At 46.4% G+C, this 26,398-nt stretch carries 17 protein-coding genes; 7 read left to right on the top strand and 10 right to left on the bottom strand.

Going from position 1 to position 26,398, the window contains the following annotated elements:
• Nucleotides 1-32 precede the first annotated feature (32 nt).
• The gene (hrpA, locus tag BMZ28_RS10820) at nucleotides 33-3,920 is read right to left on the bottom strand and encodes an ATP-dependent RNA helicase HrpA (RefSeq protein ID WP_074823095.1); all 3,888 of its coding nucleotides are present in this window, start codon (nucleotides 3,918-3,920) and stop codon (nucleotides 33-35) included.
• 217 nt (nucleotides 3,921-4,137) lie between these two features.
• Between hrpA and BMZ28_RS10825 the strand changes: the two genes are divergently transcribed.
• Entirely contained in the window at nucleotides 4,138-4,743 is a 606-nt protein-coding gene (locus BMZ28_RS10825; protein ID WP_074823098.1) for an FMN-dependent NADH-azoreductase, read from the top strand.
• Between the two features lie 474 nt (nucleotides 4,744-5,217).
• Here BMZ28_RS10825 and BMZ28_RS10830 read toward each other — a convergent pair whose 3' ends face one another.
• From BMZ28_RS10830 to BMZ28_RS10840, 3 genes are read right to left on the bottom strand one after another with little or no spacing between them, the layout of a single operon-like run.
• Nucleotides 5,218-5,541: a YdbL family probable chaperone protein gene (locus tag BMZ28_RS10830; RefSeq protein ID WP_047780872.1), complete on the bottom strand. Its 324-nt coding sequence runs from the start codon at nucleotides 5,539-5,541 to the stop codon at nucleotides 5,218-5,220.
• 9 nt (nucleotides 5,542-5,550) lie between these two features.
• Nucleotides 5,551-5,712 carry a YnbE family lipoprotein gene (locus BMZ28_RS10835; protein WP_047782597.1) on the bottom strand — a complete coding sequence of 54 codons (162 nt, stop codon included), beginning with the start codon at nucleotides 5,710-5,712 and terminating at the stop codon, nucleotides 5,551-5,553.
• A 23-nt stretch (nucleotides 5,713-5,735) separates the two neighbouring features.
• Complete coding sequence (locus tag BMZ28_RS10840; RefSeq protein WP_258554809.1) at nucleotides 5,736-8,360, bottom strand: YdbH family protein; 2,625 nt, start codon at nucleotides 8,358-8,360, stop codon at nucleotides 5,736-5,738.
• A 157-nt stretch (nucleotides 8,361-8,517) separates the two neighbouring features.
• Between BMZ28_RS10840 and BMZ28_RS10845 the strand changes: the two genes are divergently transcribed.
• Both BMZ28_RS10845 and hslJ read left to right on the top strand, forming a co-directional pair.
• Nucleotides 8,518-9,504, top strand: coding sequence for a 2-hydroxyacid dehydrogenase (locus BMZ28_RS10845; protein ID WP_074823101.1), 987 nt, complete (start codon nucleotides 8,518-8,520; stop codon nucleotides 9,502-9,504).
• A 182-nt stretch (nucleotides 9,505-9,686) separates the two neighbouring features.
• On the top strand, nucleotides 9,687-10,118 hold the full coding sequence (gene hslJ / locus BMZ28_RS10850; protein ID WP_074823104.1) for a heat shock protein HslJ: 432 nt from the start codon (nucleotides 9,687-9,689) through the stop codon (nucleotides 10,116-10,118).
• 183 nt (nucleotides 10,119-10,301) lie between these two features.
• On the opposite strand, the gene BMZ28_RS10855 is transcribed toward hslJ, so the two are convergent.
• Entirely contained in the window at nucleotides 10,302-10,550 is a 249-nt protein-coding gene (locus tag BMZ28_RS10855) for a DUF333 domain-containing protein (protein WP_047780869.1), read from the bottom strand.
• Nucleotides 10,551-10,974: 424 nt separating this feature from the next.
• On the opposite strand from BMZ28_RS10855, the gene nifJ reads away from it, so the two are divergent.
• Entirely contained in the window at nucleotides 10,975-14,514 is a 3,540-nt protein-coding gene (gene nifJ, locus BMZ28_RS10860) for a pyruvate:ferredoxin (flavodoxin) oxidoreductase (protein ID WP_074823107.1), read from the top strand.
• A 189-nt stretch (nucleotides 14,515-14,703) separates the two neighbouring features.
• On the opposite strand, the gene BMZ28_RS10865 is transcribed toward nifJ, so the two are convergent.
• Nucleotides 14,704-14,979, bottom strand: a complete 276-nt coding sequence (locus BMZ28_RS10865; RefSeq protein ID WP_047780867.1) for an IS1-like element transposase — start codon at nucleotides 14,977-14,979, stop codon at nucleotides 14,704-14,706.
• Between the two features lie 539 nt (nucleotides 14,980-15,518).
• Between BMZ28_RS10865 and ttcA the strand changes: the two genes are divergently transcribed.
• Entirely contained in the window at nucleotides 15,519-16,442 is a 924-nt protein-coding gene (ttcA, locus tag BMZ28_RS10870; protein ID WP_047780866.1) for a tRNA 2-thiocytidine(32) synthetase TtcA, read from the top strand.
• Nucleotides 16,443-16,491: 49 nt separating this feature from the next.
• Here the strand turns inward: ttcA and zntB are convergent, their stop codons facing one another.
• Genes zntB through ydiJ form a run of 3 tightly spaced genes read right to left on the bottom strand, consistent with a single transcriptional unit; the run spans nucleotide 16,492 to nucleotide 21,045 of the window.
• Nucleotides 16,492-17,475 carry a zinc transporter ZntB gene (zntB, locus tag BMZ28_RS10875; protein ID WP_047780865.1) on the bottom strand — a complete coding sequence of 328 codons (984 nt, stop codon included), beginning with the start codon at nucleotides 17,473-17,475 and terminating at the stop codon, nucleotides 16,492-16,494.
• Nucleotides 17,476-17,534: 59 nt separating this feature from the next.
• Nucleotides 17,535-17,957: a hotdog fold thioesterase gene (locus BMZ28_RS10880; protein ID WP_047780864.1), complete on the bottom strand. Its 423-nt coding sequence runs from the start codon at nucleotides 17,955-17,957 to the stop codon at nucleotides 17,535-17,537.
• A 34-nt stretch (nucleotides 17,958-17,991) separates the two neighbouring features.
• Nucleotides 17,992-21,045: a D-2-hydroxyglutarate dehydrogenase YdiJ gene (gene ydiJ, locus BMZ28_RS10885; RefSeq protein ID WP_074823110.1), complete on the bottom strand. Its 3,054-nt coding sequence runs from the start codon at nucleotides 21,043-21,045 to the stop codon at nucleotides 17,992-17,994.
• A 323-nt stretch (nucleotides 21,046-21,368) separates the two neighbouring features.
• Between ydiJ and ydiK the strand changes: the two genes are divergently transcribed.
• Complete coding sequence (gene ydiK, locus BMZ28_RS10890; protein WP_074823113.1) at nucleotides 21,369-22,469, top strand: AI-2E family transporter YdiK; 1,101 nt, start codon at nucleotides 21,369-21,371, stop codon at nucleotides 22,467-22,469.
• Between the two features lie 79 nt (nucleotides 22,470-22,548).
• Here ydiK and ppsA read toward each other — a convergent pair whose 3' ends face one another.
• Entirely contained in the window at nucleotides 22,549-24,939 is a 2,391-nt protein-coding gene (ppsA, locus tag BMZ28_RS10895) for a phosphoenolpyruvate synthase (protein WP_074823116.1), read from the bottom strand.
• 293 nt (nucleotides 24,940-25,232) lie between these two features.
• Here ppsA and ppsR point away from each other — a divergent pair, with 293 nt between their 5' ends.
• Nucleotides 25,233-26,054, top strand: a complete 822-nt coding sequence (gene ppsR, locus BMZ28_RS10900; protein ID WP_074823119.1) for a posphoenolpyruvate synthetase regulatory kinase/phosphorylase PpsR — start codon at nucleotides 25,233-25,235, stop codon at nucleotides 26,052-26,054.
• The last annotated feature ends 344 nt before the right edge of the window (nucleotides 26,055-26,398 follow it).

Below are 26,398 nucleotides of genomic sequence, written 5' to 3' on the forward strand. Positions count from 1 at the left end.
TCAGCATCACCACCAACAAAACGGGATTTAAGTTACAGTGTAACTTGATCTATTGCCTGTAAAATACGCTTATCAGAGATGGGGAATGGCGTTCCCAACTGTTGAGCAAAGTAGCTAACCCGCAGTTCCTCTATCATCCAACGAATATCGGTGATTTCGTCACTTACTGGTTTATGCGCTGGCAGCTTGTTTAACAGCTGTTTGTAGTTGTTTTGTACCTGCTCTACTTTCAACATCTGAGCTCGATCGCGATGCGGGTCTAACGGCAATTTATCCATACGTCGTTCAATTGCCTGCAAATAGCGCAGAATATCCGGCAATCTTTTCCAACCGCTTTGGCAAACAAAGCCCCGATAAATGAGCCCGTTAACCTGAGATTTAATATCAGCCAGAGACAGGGCTTGCGCCATATCGACACGCCCTTTCAGACGCTTATTAATATTGTGTGCCGTGGTCAAAATTTGCTCCACCTGTTGAGCAACCTCAACCACACTCTCATTTAACTCTGCGCGAATATGCTCTTTCAGAACGTTAAAGGCTTCCTCATGCCATACCGGCCCACCATGTTCGGCGATCAGTTTATCGACACCGCAGGCAATGCAGTCATCGATCAGCTCTAATATTTTACCAAACGGATTAAAATAGAGTCCCAGTTTGGCTTTATTCGGCAGCTTTTCATGCAGGTACTTCACCGGTGAAGGGATATTCAGCAGCAGTAATCGTCGGATGCCTTGCCACATCACCTGTTGCTGTTCCTGCTCAGTTTCAAACAGTTTAATACCAACGCTATCTTTCTCATCGGTCAACGCCGGATAAGCCTTCACCGAATAGCTGCCCCGTTTCTGTTCAAAACGGGTTGGCAACTCACCAAAAGACCACACGTGAAGCCCGCTCTGTTCAATGCCATCATCTGCGACGGCAGACAGCGTTTGTTGAACTTCGCCTTTTAGCTTCTGTTTCAATAAAGACAGGTCTTTCCCTTCTGCCAGCATCTTATTCTGGTCGTTAACCACCCTGAAGGTAACTTTAAGATGATCGGGCACCTGATCTAATTGCCAACTGTCACGCTCGACGGTAACGCCGGTCATTAAGCGTAGTTCGCGCTCTAATGCATCCAACAAACTCATGGTAAATGGTTTAGCTCGTTGCAAAAAAGCGTCAGCGTAATTAGGTGCCGGAACAAAATTACGACGCACCGGTTTAGGCAACGATTTAATTAGCGCAATCACCAGTTCTCTACGTAATCCTGGAATCTGCCAGTCAAAGCCCTCTTCTTGTATCTGATTAAGAATCGGTAAAGGAATATAAACGGTGACGCCATCTGCGTTAGCGCCGGGTTCAAACTGGTAGGTTACCCGCAGCTTCAGATTTCCCTGATGCCAACTGTTTGGATAGTCCAGTGCACTAATTTCCCCCGCGCCTTCTTTGATGAGCATGGATTTTTCAAAATTGAGCAAATCGGGTTGTTCCCGTCCTGCTTTCTTCCACCATGCATCAAAGTGCCGACTGGAGACTACATCCTGCCCAATACGTCGTTCATAAAATTCGAACAAGGTTTCATCATCAACCAGAATATCTCGCCTACGGGACTTATTCTCCAGCTCTTCCACTTCTGACAATAAACGCAGGTTGGCTTTAAAGAATGGGTGACGCGTTTGCCAATCCCCTTCCACCAAAGCATGGCGAATAAACAGTTCCCGGCTGACCAGCGGATCGATAGCACCGTAATTTACTTTGCGCTCGGTGACAATCGGTAAACCAAACAGCGTGACTTTTTCGCTGGCCATCACCGCACCTTGCGATTTCGACCAATGTGGCTCGCTATAAGAACGCTTAATCAGATGCTGTGCTAACGGCTCAATCCATTCAGGATCTAAACGGGCAGCAATTCGCCCCCATAAACGGGTCGTTTCCACCAGTTCGGCCACCATCACCCATTTAGGCGGTTTTTTAAACAGTCCGGAGCCGGGGAAAATTGAGAACCTGGCATTACGCGCACCAGAGAACTCATGTTTCTCAACATCTTTTTGACCGATATGGGATAACAAGCCAGAAAGCAGTGCCGTATGAATTGAACGGTAATCCGCAGGAATACTGTTCACCGGAAAACCGAGTTCTTTAACGACCTGCCGGAGTTGGGTATAGACATCCTGCCACTCACGTACCCGAAGATAGTTGAGATAATCACTCTTGCACAACTTACGAAACTGAGCGGTAGACAGTTCAGTTTGCTGTTCTGCCAGATAATTCCACAGATTTACAAAAGCAATAAAGTCCGACTCTTTATCGCTAAAGCGACGGTGCTTTTCATCCGACGCTTGTTGTTTCTCCAACGGGCGTTCACGAGGATCCTGAATAGACAGTGCGGCAGTAATAATCATCACTTCACGCACACAGCCACTTTTCTGTCCTTCGATCACCATTCTGGCTAAGCGAGGGTCAATCGGCAACTGCGCCAGTTGACGGCCTATCGGCGTAAGCTGACTCTGGCTCTCGCCTAGTTGATTAATGGCCCCCAGTTCTTCCAGCAGGCGCATACCATCTTGAATATTGCGCTTATCCGGAGCCTCAACAAACGGGAAAGCGGCGATATCTCCCAGCCCGATCGCCGTCATCTGCAAAATCACCGATGCCAGATTGGTACGTAAAATTTCCGGGTCGGTAAATTCCGGACGCGACAGAAAATCCTGCTCGGCATAGAGTCGAATACAAATACCGTCGGATACCCGTCCACAGCGCCCTTTACGCTGATTAGCCGAGGCCTGAGAGATCGGCTCTATCGGTAAACGCTGAACTTTAGTTCTGGCGCTGTAGCGACTGATACGCGCGGTACCGGGATCGATAACGTATTTAATCCCCGGTACGGTTAATGAAGTTTCCGCCACGTTAGTAGCCAGCACAATCCGACGACCAATATGGGACTGGAAAACTTTGTTCTGTTCGCTGTTGGATAGTCGAGCATAGAGCGGTAACACTTCGGTATGAGGCAAATTTTGTTTATTCAGCATATCCGCGGTATCACGAATTTCCCGCTCTCCGCTCATAAATACCAGAATATCGCCCGATGCTTCATGCATCAGTTCATCAACCGCATCAAGAATCGCCTGCTGCTGATCGCGATCGCTATCGTTGCCATCATCGACTATTGGCCGATAACGCACTTCAACCGGATAGGTTCGCCCTGAGACTTCAATAATGGGCGCATGATTGAAATGACGTGAAAAACGCTGTGGATCAATGGTAGCCGAGGTAATAATCACTTTCAGATCGGGACGTCTTGGCAGTAATTGGCGTAGATAACCCAGAATAAAATCGATATTCAGGCTGCGTTCATGAGCCTCATCGATAATAATGGTATCGTACTGAGTCAGTAAACGATCTTGCTGTATCTCCGCCAGCAGAATACCGTCCGTCATCAGTTTGACTAAGGTATTGTCACCAATACGATCGTTGAAGCGCACCTTATAACCAATGGCGCCACCCAAGGTAACATTTAGCTCTTCGGCAATTCGCCCGGCTACCGTGCGCGCCGCTAAACGTCTGGGCTGTGTATGACCAATTGTGCCTTGGATACCACGCCCTAACTCCAGACAAAGTTTAGGAATCTGAGTGGTTTTTCCCGATCCGGTTTCACCGGCAATAATCACCACTTGGTTATCGCGAATAGCCGCTAATAATTCATCTTTTTTCTGACTAACCGGCAAATTTTCTGGATAAGAGATAGCCGGACACGCCGCTTTACGATTCGCAATGCGCTGTAACCCGCTCTGGATATCGGATTCTATCTCTGCTGTAATCGCAGCTAATTTTTCACCGTTGGTGATTTTACGAGCACCGTCCAATCGACGGCGTAACCGCTTCTGGTCACGTAGCATTAACGCATTAAGTTGACCGGAAAGTGCGGCAAATGGGGATTTCACGTTCTACAATCCTGTGCTGAATAGACTCATTTACTACCATTGGCGGCTATGTTATCACAAAGCCGATTTCAAGGTTGAATGGTCAAATCATTCTCTTATTCAAAAAAATAGAACGACTTTATCTAATTATTACGCTATCAATATCCGACAGATAAAAATAATATGCTATCCATCGCCGGTTAATCCGTCTATCGATTAGCATAAATAAGGAATTATCATGAGTAACGTTTTAGTCATCAAATCAAGCATCCTGTCTAACTTTTCTCAATCTAATATTTTAGCCGATTTTTTCGTTGAGCAATGGAGACAAGAACATCCGTCAGACGTTATTACCGTTCGTGACTTAGCCGCTAATCCAATACCGGTTTTAGATGGTGAATTAGTCGGTGCACTACGTCCATCAGATCAGACGCTGACTGCACGTCAACAGGAAGCTTTAGCCCTGTCCGACACCTTAATTGAAGAGCTACAGAGTAACGACATTATCGTTATGGGTGTGCCAATGTATAACTTCAATATCTCCACCCAATTAAAGAACTACTTTGATCTTATCGCTCGTGCTGGCGTGACCTTCCGCTATACCGAAAATGGTCCTGTAGGCTTAGTGACCGGTAAGAAAGTGTATATTCTGACCAGCCGTGGTGGTATCCATAAAGATTCACCAACCGATCTGGTTGCCCCTTACCTGAAACTCTTCCTGGGCTTTATCGGTATCACTGACGTTGAGTTTGTGTATCAGGAAGGTGTGGCATACGGCCCGGAAGTTGCGACCAAAGCACTGGAAGATGCTAAATCATTCATTCAGCAGCACGTTAGCGCCTGATATTTGTTTTATTCCGGTTATTATCCCAGCTTTTGCTGGGATTTTGCCTTTTAGTGTATCTAGAGTGTCATCCCCGCAAAAGCGGGGATCTCGCCCTGAAGCCTAGCGTTACTATATCGGCCTCTAGATTCCGGCTTTCGCCGGAATGACTGTATCTAGATCGTCATCCCCGCAAAAGCGGGGATCTCGCCCTGAAGCCTAGCGTTGCTATACCGGCCTCTAGATTCCGGCTTTCGCCGGAATGACTGTATCTAGAGCGTCATCCCCGCAAAAGCGGGGATCTCGCCCTGAAGCCTGGCGTTGCTATATAGGCCTCTAGATTCCGGCTTTCGCCGGAATGACGGGGATGGTGAGAATTACAGAGATGGTGGGAATGATGCAGATGGTTAAAAATGCAGAGAATCACAGAAAATAATTAGAATAACCGCGATCATAGAAATGGTGGTTATCGCAGATAATAATCCTCAACCTATCCTACTTTCTCAACCACTGACCATTAATGCCTTTGACATATTCACCGGATTCAGCACGGTTAATCAGCTTCTGACCAGTCATACTCGCCACATCACCGACGCTAACGCTATTTTGCGCCGCAACTGATTTATATTGTTCCAGACGTGCCTGATTAATTCGTTTAACCAGATCCTGAGCCTCGGTGGTTGGCTGTACTGCTGCGATATAGCCATTGAGGGTTTCACCCACCAATCCTTGTTGTTTAGCCTCTTTCAACGTTAGCGCCCCTGCTACTGAACTGAACAACAGTGCCGCGACGATTAATCCAACATTCATTCTTTTCATTGTGCGTCCTTAAAAGATATCTGACTGGGATTTCATCATTTTTTCGACATCTTTATCCACTTTTATATGAATTTCATGTTCAATTTTGACGTTCATATTAATCACGATTGGCTCTTTCGAGGGTGCGACTTCGATACGCGGAACGCAACCACCCAGAGAGAAAACAGCCATCACCAACAACCATCTAAATTTATTCACTGATTATTCTCCACCGGTAATGAAAAGAGTTGCTGCAAATTATCCTGCAAATTGTCACCAAACCGTAAGCTACGCCATAACTGGAAGATATCCTCTTCATGATGATAGTTCAGCTCCACCAGCCGTTCTGCGTTCTTGGTTGGGTTAAAACCTTTTATCTGAGCATCCATGGTTAATAAACCCAAGTTACTCAAGTTAACATCTGCTCGTGAACGACTAATCTCCATATAGCGCAGCCAGTCCATAATATCGCCTGTCGCCATATTGTCATCACTTATTGCTTGTACCATATCTTTATCCAGACGCAGCGTAAGAGAGTTACTGTTTTCTATCCAACCGTTACGTATCAACCATTCAGGATGATTAAGGAACAAAGGTAACTCTCCATCTACTCGACCTGACATGGTAAATTGTTTAGGTTTCAGAATGGTAAATAGTTCACTGAGATCGATAGCTTTCAGAGTTAACATTGCCGGATTTTTTTGCGGTATACGAAGCTCCTGCATGCCAACATGGCCTTTCAGCATATCCACACCGACGTTAGTCAAACGTAAAGGATAACGATCGCTGTGCGGGTAATATCCCTGCAAGTCCGCCGTAATATTGCTCATATCAAACAGGTTATTCAGCTTTTTCACTCTCAGCTTAACCGGGCTTTTAGGCCCCAACTGCCAAATATGATCCTTCAAACGATACGACATAACAAAGTCTAAGCCGCTGAGTTCACCATCTTTTAGCCACATGCCGCCATCTTTGACTACCCAGTGACCTCCAGCCTCAACGCCCTGCGCCTCAGAGATAGAGAAAGCCGCCTGCGCATAAAGTTTACCGCCGCGAATTTTGAAACCGAGATCCGGCGGCAATAGCGTCTGGAATACCTGCAGAGACTGTTCCGGCCACCATGCTTCACCACGAATGCGTTCACCATCCCAGCGTCCGCTCAGGTTAATCGGCCCAATCTTATCGGTGCTGAGATCGCCCTTCCACTGAAAATTAGCCGGATCGCGGCCTAAAAAGTTAATGTTCAGCGTTGATGGGGGTAAATAAGCCCCGTTATCAAAAGACACTTTGTCCGCATGTAGCTGCCAACCTGCCTCATACATCCCTTGTGAACGCTGCCAATTTAGCGGCGATGACAAAGTTAATCTTGGTTTATCCACCGTCACTTGCCCATAAACCAAATGATTAAACCCGGTTGACAGACTTTGTAGATTAATCAGGCTTTCATTCCATTCACCACGCCCTGACATATCCCATTTTGCTTTCAGCGGAGGCATATCGCCGTTGCCCCAGAAATTCCATTCCCAATGCCCCTGATCCAGCCAGAATTCTTGCGCCCGCCCATCCAGATGCAGTTTGTACTTTCCCCAATAACGATGACTGGCGCTGATAATGGTTTGTAGCCGTCCGCTAACGCCTTTATCAGTTATTTTAATTCCTGCCAGCGGTAATCGGGCTTCCTGTAAATAAATATCCGGTGTAACTGGCCCAACAGCCCGTAGCAATGAACCGGAAAGCATACGTAGTGTCGGATTAACGATGGGTCCGGTTAATATCCCTGGCGTTGAGATATACAGAGACATCTGTTGTTCATTGACCTTACCGGTAAGCTGAAAATTTAAATCGCTGTTGGTCAAACTCACTTTGCCGGGAGCAAAGGTCAGCACCGCGTTACCTTTACCGGCGCTGCCCTGCGTCACCATATTTAAACGGGCTTCGATATTCGCTTCACTGTAGTCGCTGTTCCAGTCTGATAGCGTCATATCAACGCCGCCGGAAAATGGCTGGGAACCATAAGGCCACTGCCATTTTCCCTGCTGCACCGTTAAGCGTTTCTCGGATAAGACCCAGGGTAAATCCAGCAGTTTTTCTTTCTCGCCCTGCGGAGTCACAAACAGATGCCCATCGCGTTGTTGCCACCCCAGTTCAAGCATCAGCGGTTTATCAATGTATGAAGTGACAAACTCCCCATAGATATTTCCCTGCTCCGGTATCGCATCCAGACTAACCGGAACCTGAATTTCACCGTTAAGCTGAATAACATCATCGCTGTCTGGAATATGCAAAGAAAATGACTCAAGGGTAAGCTGCTGTTGATTGTTTAAGCTCGCTACACCGGAGAGTAAATTGCCGTTAAACGTTATTTTCTGCCCCTGAGCACTATTCGTCAGCTCCACTTTACCGCTATAGGCTTCCCATGGCGTCACGCTGAGGCGATTGAGAGTGATATTAAATAAAGGTAACTGTTGCTGAATATCGCCAATAGAAAACGGTGAGGTCGTTTGTTCCTCGGTTTGCTGTGTCCTAAGTTTTTCCAGACAGTGAGTATCAATATCCAAAGACTCAGCCAGTAAGTTCCACTGACGGTTCTGATAGGTTAGCGTCATCGGCCCGGCATCGGCTAAAAAACAGTCTTCGGCTAAAAACTGAATACCTTGAAGAGAAATGCCGCGCTTAATCAACTCCGGTCGCTGGGTTAAGACTAATTGTGTTCCTTCCGGCAGCCATAAACCCACCAGCTTCGGTAACCACGTTGCAATCGTTGACCACAATACCATCAGTAACAACATGATGATGGCAACAACAAGCAAAGCGGTTTTGACACACTTACCTTTAACCACGACTTACTTACCCCAGCGTGCGAATGAAGTTCGAAATATAGCATATTAATGATAGTGGCTAAACTGAATCTCTATCGGCTTATGCACTATATCGTGAAATTGTTCCCACTCCTGATATCTGATAAATTAATATCATAAACTCTGGTGGAGAGACGTAATGAAATTAGCGATTTACAGCACAAAACAGTATGACCGTAAGTACATTGATATTGCCAATAAACGATTTGGTCTCAACCTTGAGTTTTTTGATTTTAAACTCAGCCCACAAACGGCCAAAACCGCCGAGGGCTGTGAAGCTGTCTGTATTTTTGTTAATGATGATGGTAGCCGCCCGGTTCTTGAGGAACTAGCAAAGTTGGGTGTCAAAATCTTAGCGTTACGCTGCGCCGGTTTTAATAATGTCGATTTAGATGCCGCCCATGAGCTGGGCCTACAGGTCGTTCGGGTACCTGCTTATTCACCGGAAGCGGTTGCTGAACATGCTATTGGCCTGATGATGAGCCTGAATCGCCGTATTCATCGTGCCTACCAAAGAACCCGCGATGCCAATTTCTCTCTCGAAGGCCTGATTGGTTTTAATATGCATAACCGTACTGCCGGCATTATCGGTACCGGTAAAATTGGCGTTGCTACCATGCGTATTTTAAAAGGTTTTGGCATGCGTCTGTTGGCTTTTGACCCCTATCCGTCCGCTCAAGCGCTTGAGCTAGGTGCCGAGTATGTCGATCTGCCGACCCTCTACGCTGAATCTGACGTTATCTCTCTACATTGCCCACTAACGCCGGAAAATCATCATTTACTTAATGCCGAAGCTTTCAACCAAATGAAAAATGGCGTGATGATTATCAACACCAGCCGCGGCGGGTTAATTGATTCCCCGGCGGCGATTGATGCCTTAAAGCAACAAAAAATAGGCTCTCTGGGTATGGACGTTTATGAAAATGAAAGAGATCTTTTCTTTGAAGATAAGTCTAATGACGTCATTCAGGATGATGTTTTCCGCCGTCTCTCCTCCTGTCACAACGTGTTGTTTACTGGCCATCAAGCATTTTTAACGGAAGAAGCTCTGCTGAGTATTTCAGAAACTACCCTGCAAAACGTTCTACAATTAGAACGTGGCGAACCGTGCCCTAATCTGCTTTAAGGTATTGAACGTTTTTTAACCGGTAGTGTAATCATTGTATTAACTACCGGTAAATCATTGTAAATAAGAATTTATTAGCTACTTTTATATGGTACAACGCCGATTATTGAGCAAGAGATAACGCTTGCTGTCGTGATAAATATTCTGCATTCGTTTTAAATAAACATGCTCTGGAGTAGATAATGAGATTTGCCTTACCTTTTATTATTTCCGCTGCCCTGATTACTGGCTGTACCAGCACTGATAATCATGCAGTGAAAGAAAGCGATCTGTTACACCACAACTTTATTCTAACCAGCGTTGACGGCTCAACGATTGCTGACAGCGGTAAACAACGACGCCCATTGAATATTGAGTTCGGTGAAAATATGCATATTAGCGGTGCCATGTGTAATAACTTCATGGGTAAAGGCACGCTGGAAAACGGTGTACTCACGGCTAAGCAGTTAGCATCAACCCGTATGGCCTGCTTTGATGAGCAAATTAGTAAACTGGATCAGGTGATTGCGGATATGTTAGCCAAAGGCGCTAACGTTAATCTGGATAACGGTACACTGACCTTGACCACACCGGAACATGTTCTGACCTATACACTGCGCGATAGGGTTAATTGATCCCCTTTCTCCCAATAAAAAAGCGGAAACGGTTTGGTGGCCTGCTCCGCTTTTTTATGCCAAACCGACCTTTACGTTGGTTCTGACATACGATGCCAAAATGGAATCATTAATCATCATTTACTATCCGGTGGAATATCACCACTGACGTTATGGTATCCCCCCCCGAATTTAATCCATTAACTAAAACCGTTTACCATTGGAAAGCTGACATTTACTGACTGCGCTGCCATCCAGATTATGCAAGGTGGTCGGCATTCCGCCCATATTATTACAGTTTGCCAGTGCTACATCATCCATCGGTATCGCTGATGCCGTCTCTTCCATCATCATTGCCTGATTAGGTAATAATCGCAATTGGTCCGGTTCACTACTGCATCCCGCTAACAAAAATGTGCCAAATAAAACGGCTAAACAAATCTTTCCCTTCATAATTAACCTCTGATGATTATTCTTGTTCGCTGTCGATATAAAAACCGCCTGTGTTCAATAGTCTAAACTGGTTCTTCACTATATTTAACACACAGCAATGCCGACCGCATCTCGTTGGCGATAAGCTATATTTAGCCTATTAATATTGATTAGTCCAGCAGCAAACGGTTTCTCTGCCAATGACGCCTCTTACAGATCCCTTTTCCAATGTGTTGGTTACTATTAAGATAGTCATAATAAATATCATCACTATTTTCTGTCACAGATTGTAACAACACACGAAACGCTCGCTGGCCGTATTTCGCTATCTGGTATGATCATCTGCAATCTGGCAGCTTTAAACAGAACTCGAATAATCTGTCCGCTGTATTTATTGCGCTTTTATTTTGGTCAGCAAGCAAATGTCAACAAAGGTACTAAATCTATGATAACTACCGATGGTAACAGTGCGGTTGCCTCCGTTGCATATCGCTCTAATGAAGTTATCGCTATCTACCCCATTACCCCCAGTTCTACCATGGCTGAACAAGCCAATGACTGGTCTGAATATGGGAATAAGAATATTTGGGGTGATGTTCCCCGGGTAATGGAAATGCAGTCGGAAGCCGGGGCTATCGCCACGGTGCACGGCGCACTGCAAACCGGTGCCTTGGCGACTTCATTTACCTCTTCTCAGGGATTATTACTGATGATCCCAACGCTATATAAAGTCGCAGGGGAATTAACGCCATTTGTTCTGCACGTTGCAGCCAGAACGGTCGCTACCCATGCTTTATCCATTTTTGGCGATCATTCAGATGTGATGGCCGTTCGCCAAACTGGCTGTGCGATGTTGTGCGCCAGCTCGGTGCAAGAAGCGCAAGATTTCGCGTTAATTTCACAGATTGCAACGCTGAACAGCCGAATTCCGTTTATTCATTTTTTCGATGGTTTCCGAACCTCTCACGAAATCAATAAAATTGCCCCTATCAGCGATGATACTATCCGCCAACTCCTGCCTGATGAGGCGATTCAGGCTCACCGCAGCCGCGCTTTAACGCCGGATCATCCAGTGATTTGTGGTACATCTGCTAATCCGGATACTTATTTCCAGTGCCGCGAAGCAACCAACCCTTGGTATGACCAGACCTATCGTCATGTTGTTGAAGCTATGGACGCCTTTGCTGAGCAAACCGGGCGTCGCTATCAGCCTTTTGAGTATTACGGTCATCCACAAGCTGAGCGTGTCATTATTCTGATGGGCTCGGCCTGTGGAACGACGGAAGAAACCATCGATACGTTACTCAGTCGTGGCGAAAAAGTCGGTATGATCAAGGTTCGGCTTTACCGTCCATTCTCCGCCGAACATTTGTTAGCACAATTGCCAACCAGCGCCACTAAAATCGCCGTACTCGATCGCACCAAAGAACCCGGTGCGCTCGCTGAGCCCCTTTACCTTGATGTGATGACCGCCTTAGCGGAAGCCTGTTCCCACGGTAAACGACAAACCTTACCGATGGTTATTGGCGGTCGATATGGCCTTTCTTCCAAAGAGTTTGGTCCAGACTGCGTATTGGCCATTTTCAAAGAGCTCACTCAAGACAAACCTCGGCCTCGTTTTACCGTGGGTATTTTTGATGATATCAGCGGTCTATCCCTGACATTGAGCGATGAAACCATTCCTCAAAAAGCCTCGCTGGAAGCCTTATTCTTTGGCCTCGGTAGCGATGGCACAGTTTCTGCCACTAAAAACAATATAAAAATTATCGGTAATGGCACGCCTCTTCATGCTCAAGGGTATTTTGTTTATGACTCCAAGAAAGCCGGTGGATTAACCGTCTCTCATTTGCGCGTCAGCCAATACCCTATCAGTTCAGCCTACTTGATTACTCAAGCTGATTTTATTGGCTGCCATCAAAATCAGTTTATCGATAAGTATCAGATGATCGAAAAACTGAAAACCGGTGGCACCTTCCTGCTAAATACCCCATATGGGAAAGAAGAGATCTGGCAACGTTTACCGCAGGATATTCAGGCGTTATTGCATCAGCATAAAGCGCGTTTCTTTATTATTAATGCGGCGAAAATTGCCCGAGAATGTCATCTGGGCGCGCGTATTAATACCGTCATGCAAATGGCATTCTTCCACCTGACGCAGATTATCCCTGGCGATACCGCGTTACAACAATTGAAGGATGCCATCGCTAAAAGCTACAGCAGTAAAGGTCAGGATATCGTTCACAATAACTGGCAAGCGTTGGAGGCAACTATCGATGCATTGGAAGAGATTATTTTGTCTCCGATTAATCCATCCAGTCCAATGCGTCCTCCGGTGGTTTCTGATAGCGCACCGGATTTCGTTAAAACCGTGACAGCGACGATGCTGGCGGGCCTCGGCGACAGTTTACCGGTATCGGCATTTCCTCCTGATGGCACTTGGCCGGTAGGCACCACTCGCTGGGAAAAACGTAATATCGCCGAAGACATTCCTATTTGGCAAGCGCCTCTCTGTACCCAGTGTAATCATTGTGTCGCCGCCTGCCCTCATTCTGCCATCAGAGCAAAAGTCGTTGCTCCTGAAGACTTAATGGATGCGCCTGACGACCTCCAGTCTCTGGATGTAAAATCTAAAGATATGCGTGGACAAAAATACGTACTTCAGGTTGCGCCGGAAGACTGTACCGGCTGTAATTTATGTGTGGAGATTTGCCCGGCTAAAGATCGCCAAAATCCTGAGATTAAAGCGATCAATATGCGTTCACGTTTGGACAATCTTGAGGTTGAAAAACGACATTATCAATTCTTCCTGCAACTGCCTGAGATTGATAAGAGTAAGCTAGAACGCATTGATATTCGAACCTCTCAGCTGATTACTCCGCTGTTTGAGTATTCCGGTGCCTGTTCAGGCTGTGGCGAGACGCCTTATATAAAGCTACTCACGCAGCTATATGGTGACCGCCTGCTCATTGCTAATGCGACCGGCTGTTCCTCCATCTATGGTGGCAATCTGCCAAGCACACCTTATACCACCAATTCAGAAGGCCGAGGCCCTGCCTGGGCTAACTCTTTGTTTGAGGATAACGCCGAATTTGGCTTAGGTTTCCGCCTAACGGTCGATCAGCACCGAGCTCGGGTACTACGCTTACTGGACGAGCTAACGCCTAAACTACCAGCCGAGCTGGTTCAGTCATTGAAAGACTGCGATATCTCAGTAGAAAGCTGTCGTGAGTTAATATCTCAATTACGCACTTTATTAACCGATATCGACTCTTCAACAGCCAGAGAATTAGCTGAAAGTGCCGACTATCTGGTTGAGAAATCAATATGGTTAATTGGTGGTGATGGCTGGGCTTATGATATTGGCTTTGGTGGTCTGGATCATGTCATGAGCCTCACTGAGAACGTTAATGTCTTAGTGCTGGATACTCAATGCTATTCGAATACCGGCGGCCAGCAGTCTAAAGCAACGCCGATGGGCGCAGTCACCAAATTTGCTGAACGGGGTAAGCGTAAGGGCCGTAAAGATTTGGGCGTCAGCATTATGATGTATGGCCATGTTTATGTTGCTCAAATTTCGTTAGGTGCACAGTTGAACCAAACCGTAAAAGCCATTCAGGAAGCGGAAGCCTATCCGGGACCATCACTGATCATTGCTTATAGCCCATGTGAAGAGCATGGTTACGATTTAGCCTTCAGCCATGACCAAATGCGACAGTTAACAACGTCTGGATTCTGGCCGCTGTACCGCTTCGATCCTCGTCGTTTATCCGAGAATAAACCGGGCTTAACGCTGGACTCTCGCCCACCAGCAGAAGGATTAGCCACTACGCTCTTAAAAGAGCAGCGTTTCCGCCGCTTGGATGTCCAAGAGCCTGAAGTTGCAGCCTCCCTTTACGCTCAAGCTGAACAAGATATTCTTGAACGCTATAATTTACTGAGTTTATTAGCCGGTAAGCCTGTTGAGAAAAGAAATAATGAGGAGTGATAATTTTTAATATTGAAGAGAGACATCTTAATAATCATTAGGAATTTCACACAAAGCACCAGAATCTATCTGGTGCTTTATTTTATAATATTAAGGAGAATTAAGACCTTCTCTATTTAAAGGTAAAATTAATTTAATTTAGGCGGTGTATTATATTTATATTCTTTATTATAAATATAAACTATTAAATTAATTAATACCTTCAGCCGTCTTTAAATATCTCATTACGGTATTAAGACCCACTTTTAACGTTCTACTCGTATGTCGAATACCGGCTCCCTGAGAGGCCATCTCGATAATTTTCTCTTTCATCCCTGGCTGATGGGCTCGATATAAATAAGATAGCTGGAATGTACGCTTACAATCATTACAGTAATAACGAGGGTATCCACCACGTCCCTTGCCATGTTTTCTTACCGGTTTTGTTTCATTACAGTGACGACATGCAACTTCAATAGTGACCATCTTCCATCTCCTTTTGGACAAACATAAGAAAAAGTAATCAAGGTCTGAATACTTCGGAATATTATTGAGACGCTATATAAGTAACTCTTTATTTTAGAAGTATATGGGCCATACCTCTAAAATAAGATAATAGTTTCAACATTATTCAATAAACCATGAAATTACTTAAACAACAAAATCCAACTGCTCATGTCATTTACCCGATTCTAATATATATTTATTCCCAGTATCACTGGTATAATTGACAGTTCTGCATAAAACACATCAATAATAACGGAGGGCAATTTATCAGTTTTCATTTAACCTCATGTTATTACGCATTAATAACACCGGTTAAACAATATTATTATCCTGTTTTACCCCCTTCTTTATTTAGTTCTGCTCAGGTACCTAGACCAAATGGCCGTTCTGTCAGCGATCCGATGCGTATTATTCTACTGACAACATCAACAATAATCCGTACCATACTCCTCCTGAATTTTTTCAGCGGGCAAGCAAGCCCGCCAATGTAAAATCAACCGGTAAACAGAGTCACAGCAATGAGCACAACTGCATCGCCAAGCCAGAAAGAACAATACAACCTCAATAAGCTTCATAAGCGATTACGTCGCAATGTTGGTGAAGCGATTGCTGATTTTTCAATGATCGAAGATGGCGATCGCATCATGGTGTGCCTGTCTGGTGGAAAAGACAGTTACACCATGCTGGATATCCTACAAAATCTACAGCGAAGTGCGCCGATCAGTTTTGAGCTGATCGCAGTGAACCTAGATCAAAAACAACCTGGGTTTCCTGAACATGTTTTGCCTGAATATCTGAAATCTCTGGGTATTGAATATAAAATTGTTGAAGAGAATACTTACGGTATCGTAAAGGAAAAGATTCCTGAAGGTAAAACCACCTGTTCACTGTGTTCGCGTCTGCGCCGTGGCATTCTCTACCGCACCGCCAGTGAACTTGGGGCGACCAAAATCGCGTTGGGTCATCACCGCGACGATATCCTACAAACCTTATTCCTGAATATGTTCTATGGTGGCAAGCTGAAAGGTATGCCACCTAAATTGATGAGCGATGACGGCAAGCACATTGTGATTCGCCCATTAGCCTACTGTCGGGAAAAAGACATCGAACGCTATGCCGAGGCAAAAGCCTTCCCTATCATTCCATGTAACCTGTGTGGTTCTCAGCCAAACTTACAGCGTCAAGTAATTAAGGATATGCTCAGAGATTGGGATCGCCGTTATCCCGGCAGAATAGAAACCATGTTTAGCGCCATGCAAAATGTGGTTCCATCCCACCTGTGCGACCGCGAATTATTTGATTTTGCTGCCATACAACAAGGTATGCCGGTAGTTCACGGCGGTGATTTAGCCTTCGATAGAGAAGAATTACCAATGCAGCCGGTCGGGTTTACCCCTGAGGATAATGACGAGCTGGGTATTGACGTCGTTGAAGTGAAATAATCGTGAAGCTGGCCGAATTCGCTGAAAATTCGGCCAGCGATAATCATACCTAGAGCCACTTTCGGCGTTTAAACCACCACAGAATTCCCGCTACTACCGACACCAGACAAATACAAAAAATAGTAAATGCGCCGTGTTTATCACCACCCGGAATACCACCAAGGTTGACGCCAAACAATCCGGTCAAGAAGGTTGCCGGCAGGAAAAGCATCGCCATTAACGACATAGTGTAAGTTCGGCGGTTCATCGCATCCGCCAGCAATGCGTTAATTTCATCCACAATTACCGCAGTACGGGCAATAGTCGCATCTAAATCATCTAAGCCACGCCCTAAACGCTCAGCAATATCCTGCATTCGATGCCGATCGTCATTACTCATCCACGGTAAACGCTCACTGGCTAAGCGAGAGAAAACATCCCGCTGTGGCATTAAGTGACGGCGTAACACAATTAATTGTTTACGGATTAAAGCAATGACGCCTCTGCCAGGTACCGCTCTATCCAGTAAACCATCTTCCAGTTCAATAACCTGACCGTGAATATCATCGATAAAATCACTGACCTGATCGGTTAATGAGTCTAAAATATCCACCAGCCAGTCGCCGCTATGGGTCGGCCCCGCATTCTTTCCTAACTCAGCCACCACATCATCAATTGCCTGCACGGGACGATGACGGGTCGACACAATCAGATTATCAGTAATAAAGACACGCAGAGTAACCAGAGGATCGGGAATGGATTCACTGTTAAGATTAATACTGCGTAAAATAATCAATGTGCCATCTCCCTGGCGGGACACCCGCGGACGACAGCTTTCACCAGACAATGCCTCTTTAAAGCTATCGGGCAGCAATTCCGTATTATTCAACCACGCCATACTTTCTGGCTGTTCATAATCCAGATGCAGCCAACAAGGTTGTGCTGCCGTCCCTTCCGTCTTATCAGTTATCGGTAAAATCCCACCTTTTCCGTCTAGCTGATAGGCATGTATTGTCTGAGTAACCGCTAATTGCTTACCGGTAACTTTATCCACATTTATCACCTTTTATTCTTAACTACCTGATAATCTTTCATTATTAATAAAATATAGACCTAAGCGCGCCTTTTATCCAGAACTGCAGTGGTCAAACGGGAGATGCAGCAGAGCTTGTCTGCTTCATCATAAATTTTAATTTCCCAAACCTGATGGCTGCGACCGACATGGATGGCAGTACACACGCCGCGCACCGAGCCCTGTTTAGCGGCGCGAACGTGATTGGCATTAATATCAATCCCCACCACTTGCGCATCCCCTTCACAGCATAACCAACCGGCAACGGAACCCAAGGTTTCGGCCAGAACAACCGAAGCACCACCATGCAGCAAACCAAAGGCTTGAATGGTTCGATGATCCACGGGCATCGTTGCTTCCAACGTATTTTCGGTACATTTGGTATACACAATACCAAGATGCTCCATCATGGTACCTTGAGATATTTGGTTCAGTTCGCTTAGTGATTTTTGACGTTTCCACATAGCCTAATTCATCCTATTTTATATCGATAAAATGTTATACCAGTTCAAGCAGCGCCTGAAGAGGATGCTTCAGTACTACGTTATCAAATCGCTTCACCTGACTGCGGCACGAATATCCGGTAGCCAAACAGCGGCTGGCATTTTTACTGTTCAACGCTTTTTGCCAGGATAAAGCGTAAATACCGGCAGAGTTTTGCTGGTTATCCGCTTCATGCCCATAAGTTCCGGCCATACCACAGCAACCGAGACTCACATTATCCAGCTGAGCACCAAAATGGCTAAATACGGTTTGCCACTGCTTACCGCTGGCAGGCAATGCGGTACTCTCGGTACAATGGCTAAACAGATACCATGTTTCCTGAGCTGCGCTCTTTGACGGAAAACGCGTAAGCTGAGTCAGCATCCACTCATGGACCAGTTGAACCTGAAAATCCCCTCTTTCCGCGCCCAGTATTTGATTGTACTCATCGCGGTAGCACAGTACCAAAGCGGGATCGACCCCAACCATAGGAATGTCCAGTTTGGCCACTCGATTAAGCATATCAGCGGTGCGTTTAGCGGTTTTGGCAAACTGATGCAAAAATCCTTTGATATGCTGAGCCTTACCGTTAGGGCTAAACGGCAGCAGGACTGGCTTCATCCCTAATTTTTCAACCAAGTGAATAAAGTCGGCCACCACTTTGGCATCGTAATAGCTGGTAAAAGGATCCTGCACCACTAAAACATAGTCTTGTTTAGCCTGTGCATTCAAACCTTCCAGCTGTTCCAACGTCATTTGGCAGGCGGTATGCCCCTGTAGCTGCTGCTTCAACGTTGGTGTAGACAGCAACGGTAGATTGACCATACCGATGCTTTTCTCCCCCAGCGTTTGTACCCACGGCTGACGGATAAAGAAGTTAAACACGCCGGGGGCTTTTGCCATCAATGGTGCATAATTTTCCACCGAGGCCACCATATAGTCTCTGACGGGACGAAAATAGCGAGTATGGTAAAGCTGTAAAAAACGTGAGCGGAAAGCCGGTACATCAATTTTAATTGGGCACTGCGTCGAGCAGGCTTTACAGGCCAGACAGCCCGCCATTGACTGCTTCACCTCATGGGAGAAATCATATTCCCCCTGACGTTTACGCCAGCCATTTTTCGTTTTATCCAACAGGCTACGCCAACTCAAGCGTTTTTCCGTTAGCTGTTTTTCAATCTCTAATGGGTCAATGCCTTGTTCGGTCAATAAGCGCAGCCATTCACGCACCAGCGTCGCTCGCCCCTTCGGTGAATGAACTCGATTAGCGCTGACCTTCATTGATGGGCACATTGGGCTGTTAGCGTCAAAATTAAAACACAGACCGTTACCATTACACTCCATCGCCCCTTTAAATGAGGTACGAACCGCTAATGGAATCAGACGATCGTAAGTGCCGCGTTTTACTGCATCAACTTTAAATACCGCATCGTCACGCCCCATTGGCGGACAAATTTTACCCGGATTCAAACGATTATTCGGGTCAAAGGCCCCTTTGATTCGACGTAATTCGTCATACAGCTCCGCGCCAAAAAACGCCGGACTGTATTCAGCACGAAAGCCTTTACCGTGTTCTCCCCACAGCAATCCACCATATTTAGCCGTGAGTTCGACAATCTGGTCAGAAAGCTGCTTCATCAGCATCTCTTGCTGTGGATCGCACATATCTAAGGCCGGTCTGACGTGCAGCACACCCGCATCAACGTGACCGAACATGCCGTAAGCTAAATTGTGGCTATCCAACAGCGCACGGAATTCGACAATATAATCCGCCAGATGCTCAGGAGGCACACAGGTATCTTCTGCAAAGGGTATCGGTTTGGCTAATCCTTTGGCATTACCCAATAACCCTACGGCCTTTTTACGCATGCCATAAATACGTTCAATATCTGCCAGATCGTTGCATAGCTGATAGCCAATAATCCCGGCTTCATCATTCGCCATCAGCTGATCTAGTCTGGCGCAAAGCGACTCAACCTGCTGAGTGATTAATGCCAGATCATCGCCGGCAAATTCAACAATGTTCAATCCCTGCATATCTTTACCGGGGATATCGGTAATCAGATTTTTAACCGATTCCCAAACAATATCTTCCCGCGCCAGATTAAACACTTTGGAGTCAACGGTTTCCACCGACAGCGCCTGCGCTTCAACCATCAACGGGGCATTTCTCAATGCAGAATCAAAACTATCATATTTGATATTCACTAAACGGCGCACCGCCGGTAATGGCGTAATATTTAAGCGAGCTTCAGTAATCAGCGCCAATGACCCTTCTGAACCGGTTAAAATGCGCGTTAGATCGAAAGTCTGTAAGTCATCGCTAAAAACGTGCTTCAAATCGTAGCCGGTTAAAAAGCGGTTCAGTTTAGGAAACTTATCGAGAATTAATTGACGCTGCTGACGACAGCGCTCTAACACGGTTTGATAGATTTTTCCGGCCTGAGTTTGCTGAGCGGCAAGCTGTTCAGCCATCGCCACCGGCATAGGATATGTATCCAATAATTCGCCATTAAGCAGTACGTTTCTCAAACCCAAAACGTGATCGGACGTTTTACCGTAAACTAACGATCCCTGACCGGACGCATCGGTATTAATCATGCCGCCTAACGTCGCCCGGTTGCTGGTTGATAACTCCGGCGAGAAAAAATAGCCATGAGGCTTGAGATACTGATTAAGCTGATCTTTCACTACCCCAGCTTCAACCCGCACCCATCCCTGTTCCAGATTTAGCTCCAGAATACGGTTCATATAGCGCGACATATCGACCACAATACCGTCATTCAGAGACTGGCCGTTGGTACCGGTTCCGCCACCTCTTGGCGCAAAGGTAATGGTGGAAAAGCGCGCTTCGTTAGCGGTACGAGTAATCAGCACCACATCGGCGGTAGAACGAGGAAACACAATAGCCTGCGGTAACAACTGATAAATACTGTTATCCGTCGCCATCGTCAGACGATCGGCATAGTGCGTTGCCACATCACCACTAAACCCTGATTGTTTCAATGCGTCTAAATACGCTTGAACCAATGCATCAACGCCCGGTGCCTGCTTTAGCTGTGGAATCATAGTGATTAATCTCTTTTGCTATTTTTTATTATATTTTAAACATTACTCACCAATCTTACGATCGGCTACTTATCTGCCAGTCCAACGGACTAAACTAGCATACAGAGTTATCGTTTGCGTAGCCCATTGATAAAATTAATCACAACCTACCGGCCATCGCCCTCTTCAGAATAAAAAAACTCAGTATTTAGCTCTCGAATGGCGCTTTATTCCAGCAATTAAACGATATTTATCAGTTTATTAATTCTAATGGCGTAATAACCATTCATACCCGATAATATAACTCAGTTATTCGCCTTTTTATTTCATAATGAGCTCAGCCCATGACCGAACCCCATAAGCGTTACGATCTTGCCCGTCTGATATTCGGAATACTGTTTATTGTTATTCTGATTCTTGCCTGTTTCTGGGTTGTTCAGCCGTTTATTCTTGGCTTTACCTGGGCTGGCATGGTGGTTATTGCCACTTGGCCACTGTTGCTAAAAGTACAGACAATGACCTGGGGTAAGCGGATGCCTGCCGTTATCATTATGACACTCTTGTTGATACTGGTGTTTGTCTTACCGTTTGGCCTGGTGATCAACAGTATTGTTGATAACAGCGGTCAGTTGGTTGATTGGGTATCCAAGCCGGACAATTGGCATATTCCTAAACTGGTTTGGCTGGAAGATATTCCAATGGTTGGCGAACGATTATATAAAGGCTGGCAATCCCTCACTGCTGACAACGGCAAAGCACTGGTTGCCAGCGTACAGCCGTATGCCGGAGCAACCACCACCTGGTTTGTCTCTCAGGTCGCCCACGTTGGGCGCTTTATGCTGCACGGTACATTGATGGTAGTGTTTAGCGCCATTCTATATTACAAAGGCGAAGCGGTCGCCAAAGGCATTCGCCATTTTGCTTTACGGCTAGCGGCATCACGCGGTGAGTCAGCGGTGATCCTCGGTGCACAAGCCATCCGCGCCGTTGCTCTTGGGGTGGTTGTTACTGCCTTAGTACAGGCGCTGCTGGGCGGCATTGGTCTGGCGGTAGCGGGAATTTCCTATGCCACGCTGTTAACCGTATTAATGTTTATCTGCTGTTTGGCACAAATTGGCCCTTCTCTGATTCTGTTCCCTTCGGTTATCTGGCTCTATTGGACTGGCGATAACACTTGGGCCACCGTCTTGCTGGTCTGGAGCTGTATCGTCGTCTCTTTGGACAATGTACTGCGCCCAGCATTAATTCGTATGGGTGCCGACTTGCCACTGCTGCTGATTCTGTCCGGCGTTATTGGTGGATTACTGGCCTTCGGCATGATTGGTCTGTTTATCGGCCCGGTGGTACTGGCGGTTTCTTATCGTCTCATTTCAGCCTGGATGGACGAAGTTCCTGAACCTACAGAGCAACTGCCGGATTTACCACCAAGCATAAACAAAGAATAACGCTTCGTTATTTAGAACCCGCTCTTTCCATAAAAAAAGCCACGCAATATGCGTGGCTTTTTTACCATCAAAACTCACCCTATACCGTCGCGGTGCTTTGCTCCGCCAAGGCAACCCAGGTTTTAATCACCGTATCAGGATTTAGCGAAATACTATCGATTCCCTGCTCCATCAGCCATGCGGCAAAATCTTCATGATCTGAAGGCCCTTGACCGCAGATACCAACGTATTTACCCTGCTTTTTGGCCGCTTTAATGGCCATCGACAACAGCGCTTTCACCGCCTCGTTACGCTCATCAAACAGCGTTGATACCACGCCTGAGTCGCGATCCAGCCCCAGCGTAAGCTGAGTCATATCGTTGGAACCAATGGAGAAACCATCGAAATGGGCAAGAAATTGCTCGGCCAACAACGCATTAGATGGTATTTCACACATCATAATTACTTTGAGGCCATTCTGTCCGCGCTTCAACCCTTCATCAGCTAAACGGTCAACGACCGCTTTCGCTTGCTCAACGGTTCGCACAAACGGAATCATGATTTCAACGTTGGTTAGCCCCATCTTATTACGCACGCGTTTTACCGCTTCGCACTCCAGCGCAAAACAGTCTTTAAAGTCGTCGGAAATATAGCGACCGGCACCACGGAACCCCAGCATTGGGTTTTCCTCATGCGGTTCATAGCGGCTACCACCAACCAAGTTAGCGTATTCATTCGACTTAAAGTCGGAGAGTCGCACAATCACCCGCTTCGGCCAGAAAGCGGCGGCCAGAGTTGCAATACCTTCCGACAGACGACCAACGTAGAACTCCACCGGGTCATCATAACCGATCATCAGTTCGCGAATTTCCTGCTTCACCGACTCTTCCTGCTGGTCAAACTCCAGCAGCGCTCTCGGATGCACACCTATCATACGATTAATAATAAATTCCAGACGAGCTAGCCCTACGCCTTCATTCGGTAAACGGGCAAAGTCAAACGCGCGATCCGGGTTACCCACGTTCATCATAATCTTCAACGGAATTTCCGGCAGTTTATCCAGTTGAGAGCTCTGCACTTTAAAGTCCAGAATATCCTGATAGATAAACCCAGTGTCGCCCTCGGCACAGGACACCGTCACATATTGACCTTCATGCAACAATTCAGTGGCATTCCCACAGCCTACCACCGCCGGAATCCCTAACTCTCGAGCGATAATAGCCGCATGGCAGGTGCGACCACCGCGGTTAGTGACAATCGCCGCCGCGCGTTTCATGATCGGTTCCCAGTCCGGGTCAGTCATATCGGTTACCAATACATCACCCGGTTGAATGCGATCCATCTGACTAAGATCGGTAATCACCTTCACCGGGCCTGCGCCAATGCGATTTCCGATAGCACGCCCTTCTACCAAGACCTCACCACGTTTATTTAACTGATAACGCTCCATAACCTGTTCATTAGAGCGCACGGTTTCTGGACGCGCCTGTACAATATACAACTTGCCGCTATGACCATCTTTAGCCCATTCGATATCCATTGGCCGGCCATAGTGCTTTTCAATTAACAACGCCTGATGAGCCAACTGCTCAATTTCATCGTCTCTTAAGCTGTACTGTACCCGATCCTGCTCCGGTACATCTTCAATACAAACCTGTTTGCCATGTTCCTGACTGTCAGCATAAACCATGCGAATTTTTTTAGAACCGATCGTACGACGCACAATAGCCGGTTTATTATTTAATAATGTTGGCTTATGAACGTAAAACTCATCGGGGTTAACCGCCCCTTGAACCACCATCTCACCCAGCCCATAGGCTGAAGTAATAAATACCACCTGGTCAAAACCAGATTCAGTATCAATGGTAAACATCACCCCAGCCGAAGCCAGATCGGAACGCACCATACGTTGAACGCCCGCAGACAGCGCAACGCCACGATGATCGTATCCCTGATGTACACGGTAAGAAATGGCCCGATCGTTAAACAACGAAGCAAACACATGCTTAATCGCCACCATGACGGCATCAATACCCTGCACGTTTAAAAACGTCTCTTGCTGACCGGCAAACGAAGCATCGGGCATATCTTCGGCGGTGGCGGAAGAACGAACGGCAAAGGAAGCACCGGCATTCCCTTCAGACAGCGTCTGATAGGCTTGAGCAATCGCCTGCTCCAGTTCCGGCTGGAATGGAGTATCAATAATCCAGCTGCGAATTTGCGTCCCGGCCACAGCCAGCGCATTGACATCATCCACATCAATCTGATCGAGCAATTGATAGATGCGCTGATTTACCCCACTTTGCTCAAGAAAGTCATTAAACGCCTGAGCCGTCGTAGCAAAACCATTAGGAACCGACACGCCCAGATCGCTCAGATTAGTGATCATTTCCCCTAAAGAGGCATTTTTGCCTCCGACACGATCAACATCATGCATTCCCAGTTGGTTATACCAAACAACGTTACGTTGATTACTATTGATATCAGGCATTAGAGATGTTCCATTATTGAGTCAATAACACACAAAATAAGTATTGTATTGGACGGGTAAATATTCCAGATACACATGGCAGCTTACACAGCAATAAACAACTTATGAAATGATTAATCGTTTCCGCATTTAAACTTAGTTTTCTTACACTTATAAATAGCGCACCTTGTTCGTAAACGCGCTTTTTATGTTCATTTTCAACAATGAATTGGCAATTATTTTATTTATATTGCTGAATAAGATCGGATAATGCTTTTTAATTAATGGCACTATTTCATTCACAGGGGAAGGCAATGGAACGTACGGTTTTTTTTATTTCTGACGGCACGGCAATTACCGCCGAAGTCCTAGGGCATGCGGTGTTATCCCAGTTTCCTATCAGCCTAAACCAGTACACCATTCCTTTTGTGGAGGATGTGGCAAAAGCCAACGAAGTTCGCCAGCAGATTGACGAGCTGTTTGAACAAACCCAGCTAAAACCCTTGGTGTTTTACTCTATTGTCTCGTCAGATATCCGCGCCATTATTGAGCAAAGTAAAGGTTACTGTCAGAACATTGTTCAGGCCTTAGTGGCACCGCTACAGCAGGAGTTAAACATTGAACCGCTTCCCTCCGCGCATCGAACCCATGGTTTAACTGAAAGTAACCTTATCAAATATGATGCCCGTATTGCCGCGATTGATTACACGCTGGCACACGATGATGGTATTTCGCTACGCAATCTAGAAGACGCTCAGGTTATTCTGTTGGGCGTCTCTCGCTGTGGCAAAACCCCGACCAGCCTCTATCTGGCCATGCAGTTTGGTATTCGAGCCGCTAACTATCCGTTTACCGCCGACGATATGGATAATATTCAGCTCCCTCAGGCACTAAAACCGTTTCATCATAAATTGTTCGGCCTGACCATCGATCCGGAACGCCTGTCGGCGATTCGTCAGGAGCGTCGGGAAAATAGCCGCTACGCCTCACTGCGCCAATGCCGAATGGAAATTGCCGAAGTTGAAGCGCTGTATCGTAAAAACAATATCCGCTTTATTAACAGTACCAACTACTCCGTCGAGGAAATCTCCACCAAGCTACTGGATATTTTGGGCATGAGTCGAAGGATGTATTAAGGTTGAAGCTGAAACAGCGAAAGTTTCGTCCACTATCAGTACAGAGAATAAATTAACGTTGGCGCACGTGTCCGAGCAAAGGGCGTTAGGGCGAACGCCCTCTGCTCGCCCACGCCTTCGCCCCCGAATCCAGGCCACCTACGGCGGCTCCCCTCCGCCTTCGTTCGGGTTAACGCACCGGCGCTGATTTGCTCCCGACGAAGCAGCGCCTCGCCCATCATCCCTGATGGGCGTGCTCCCTCACTCAGTTGTCGGCTGAATTCCAGCGCTCAATATAAAAGACCAAAGATAAAACTCACCGAACCCATTTCCTTAACCGAGCCGCATTAAATAACAGCATTTTT

The organism is Pragia fontium DSM 5563 = ATCC 49100, from assembly GCF_900112475.1.
Lineage (GTDB): Bacteria > Pseudomonadota > Gammaproteobacteria > Enterobacterales > Enterobacteriaceae > Pragia > Pragia fontium.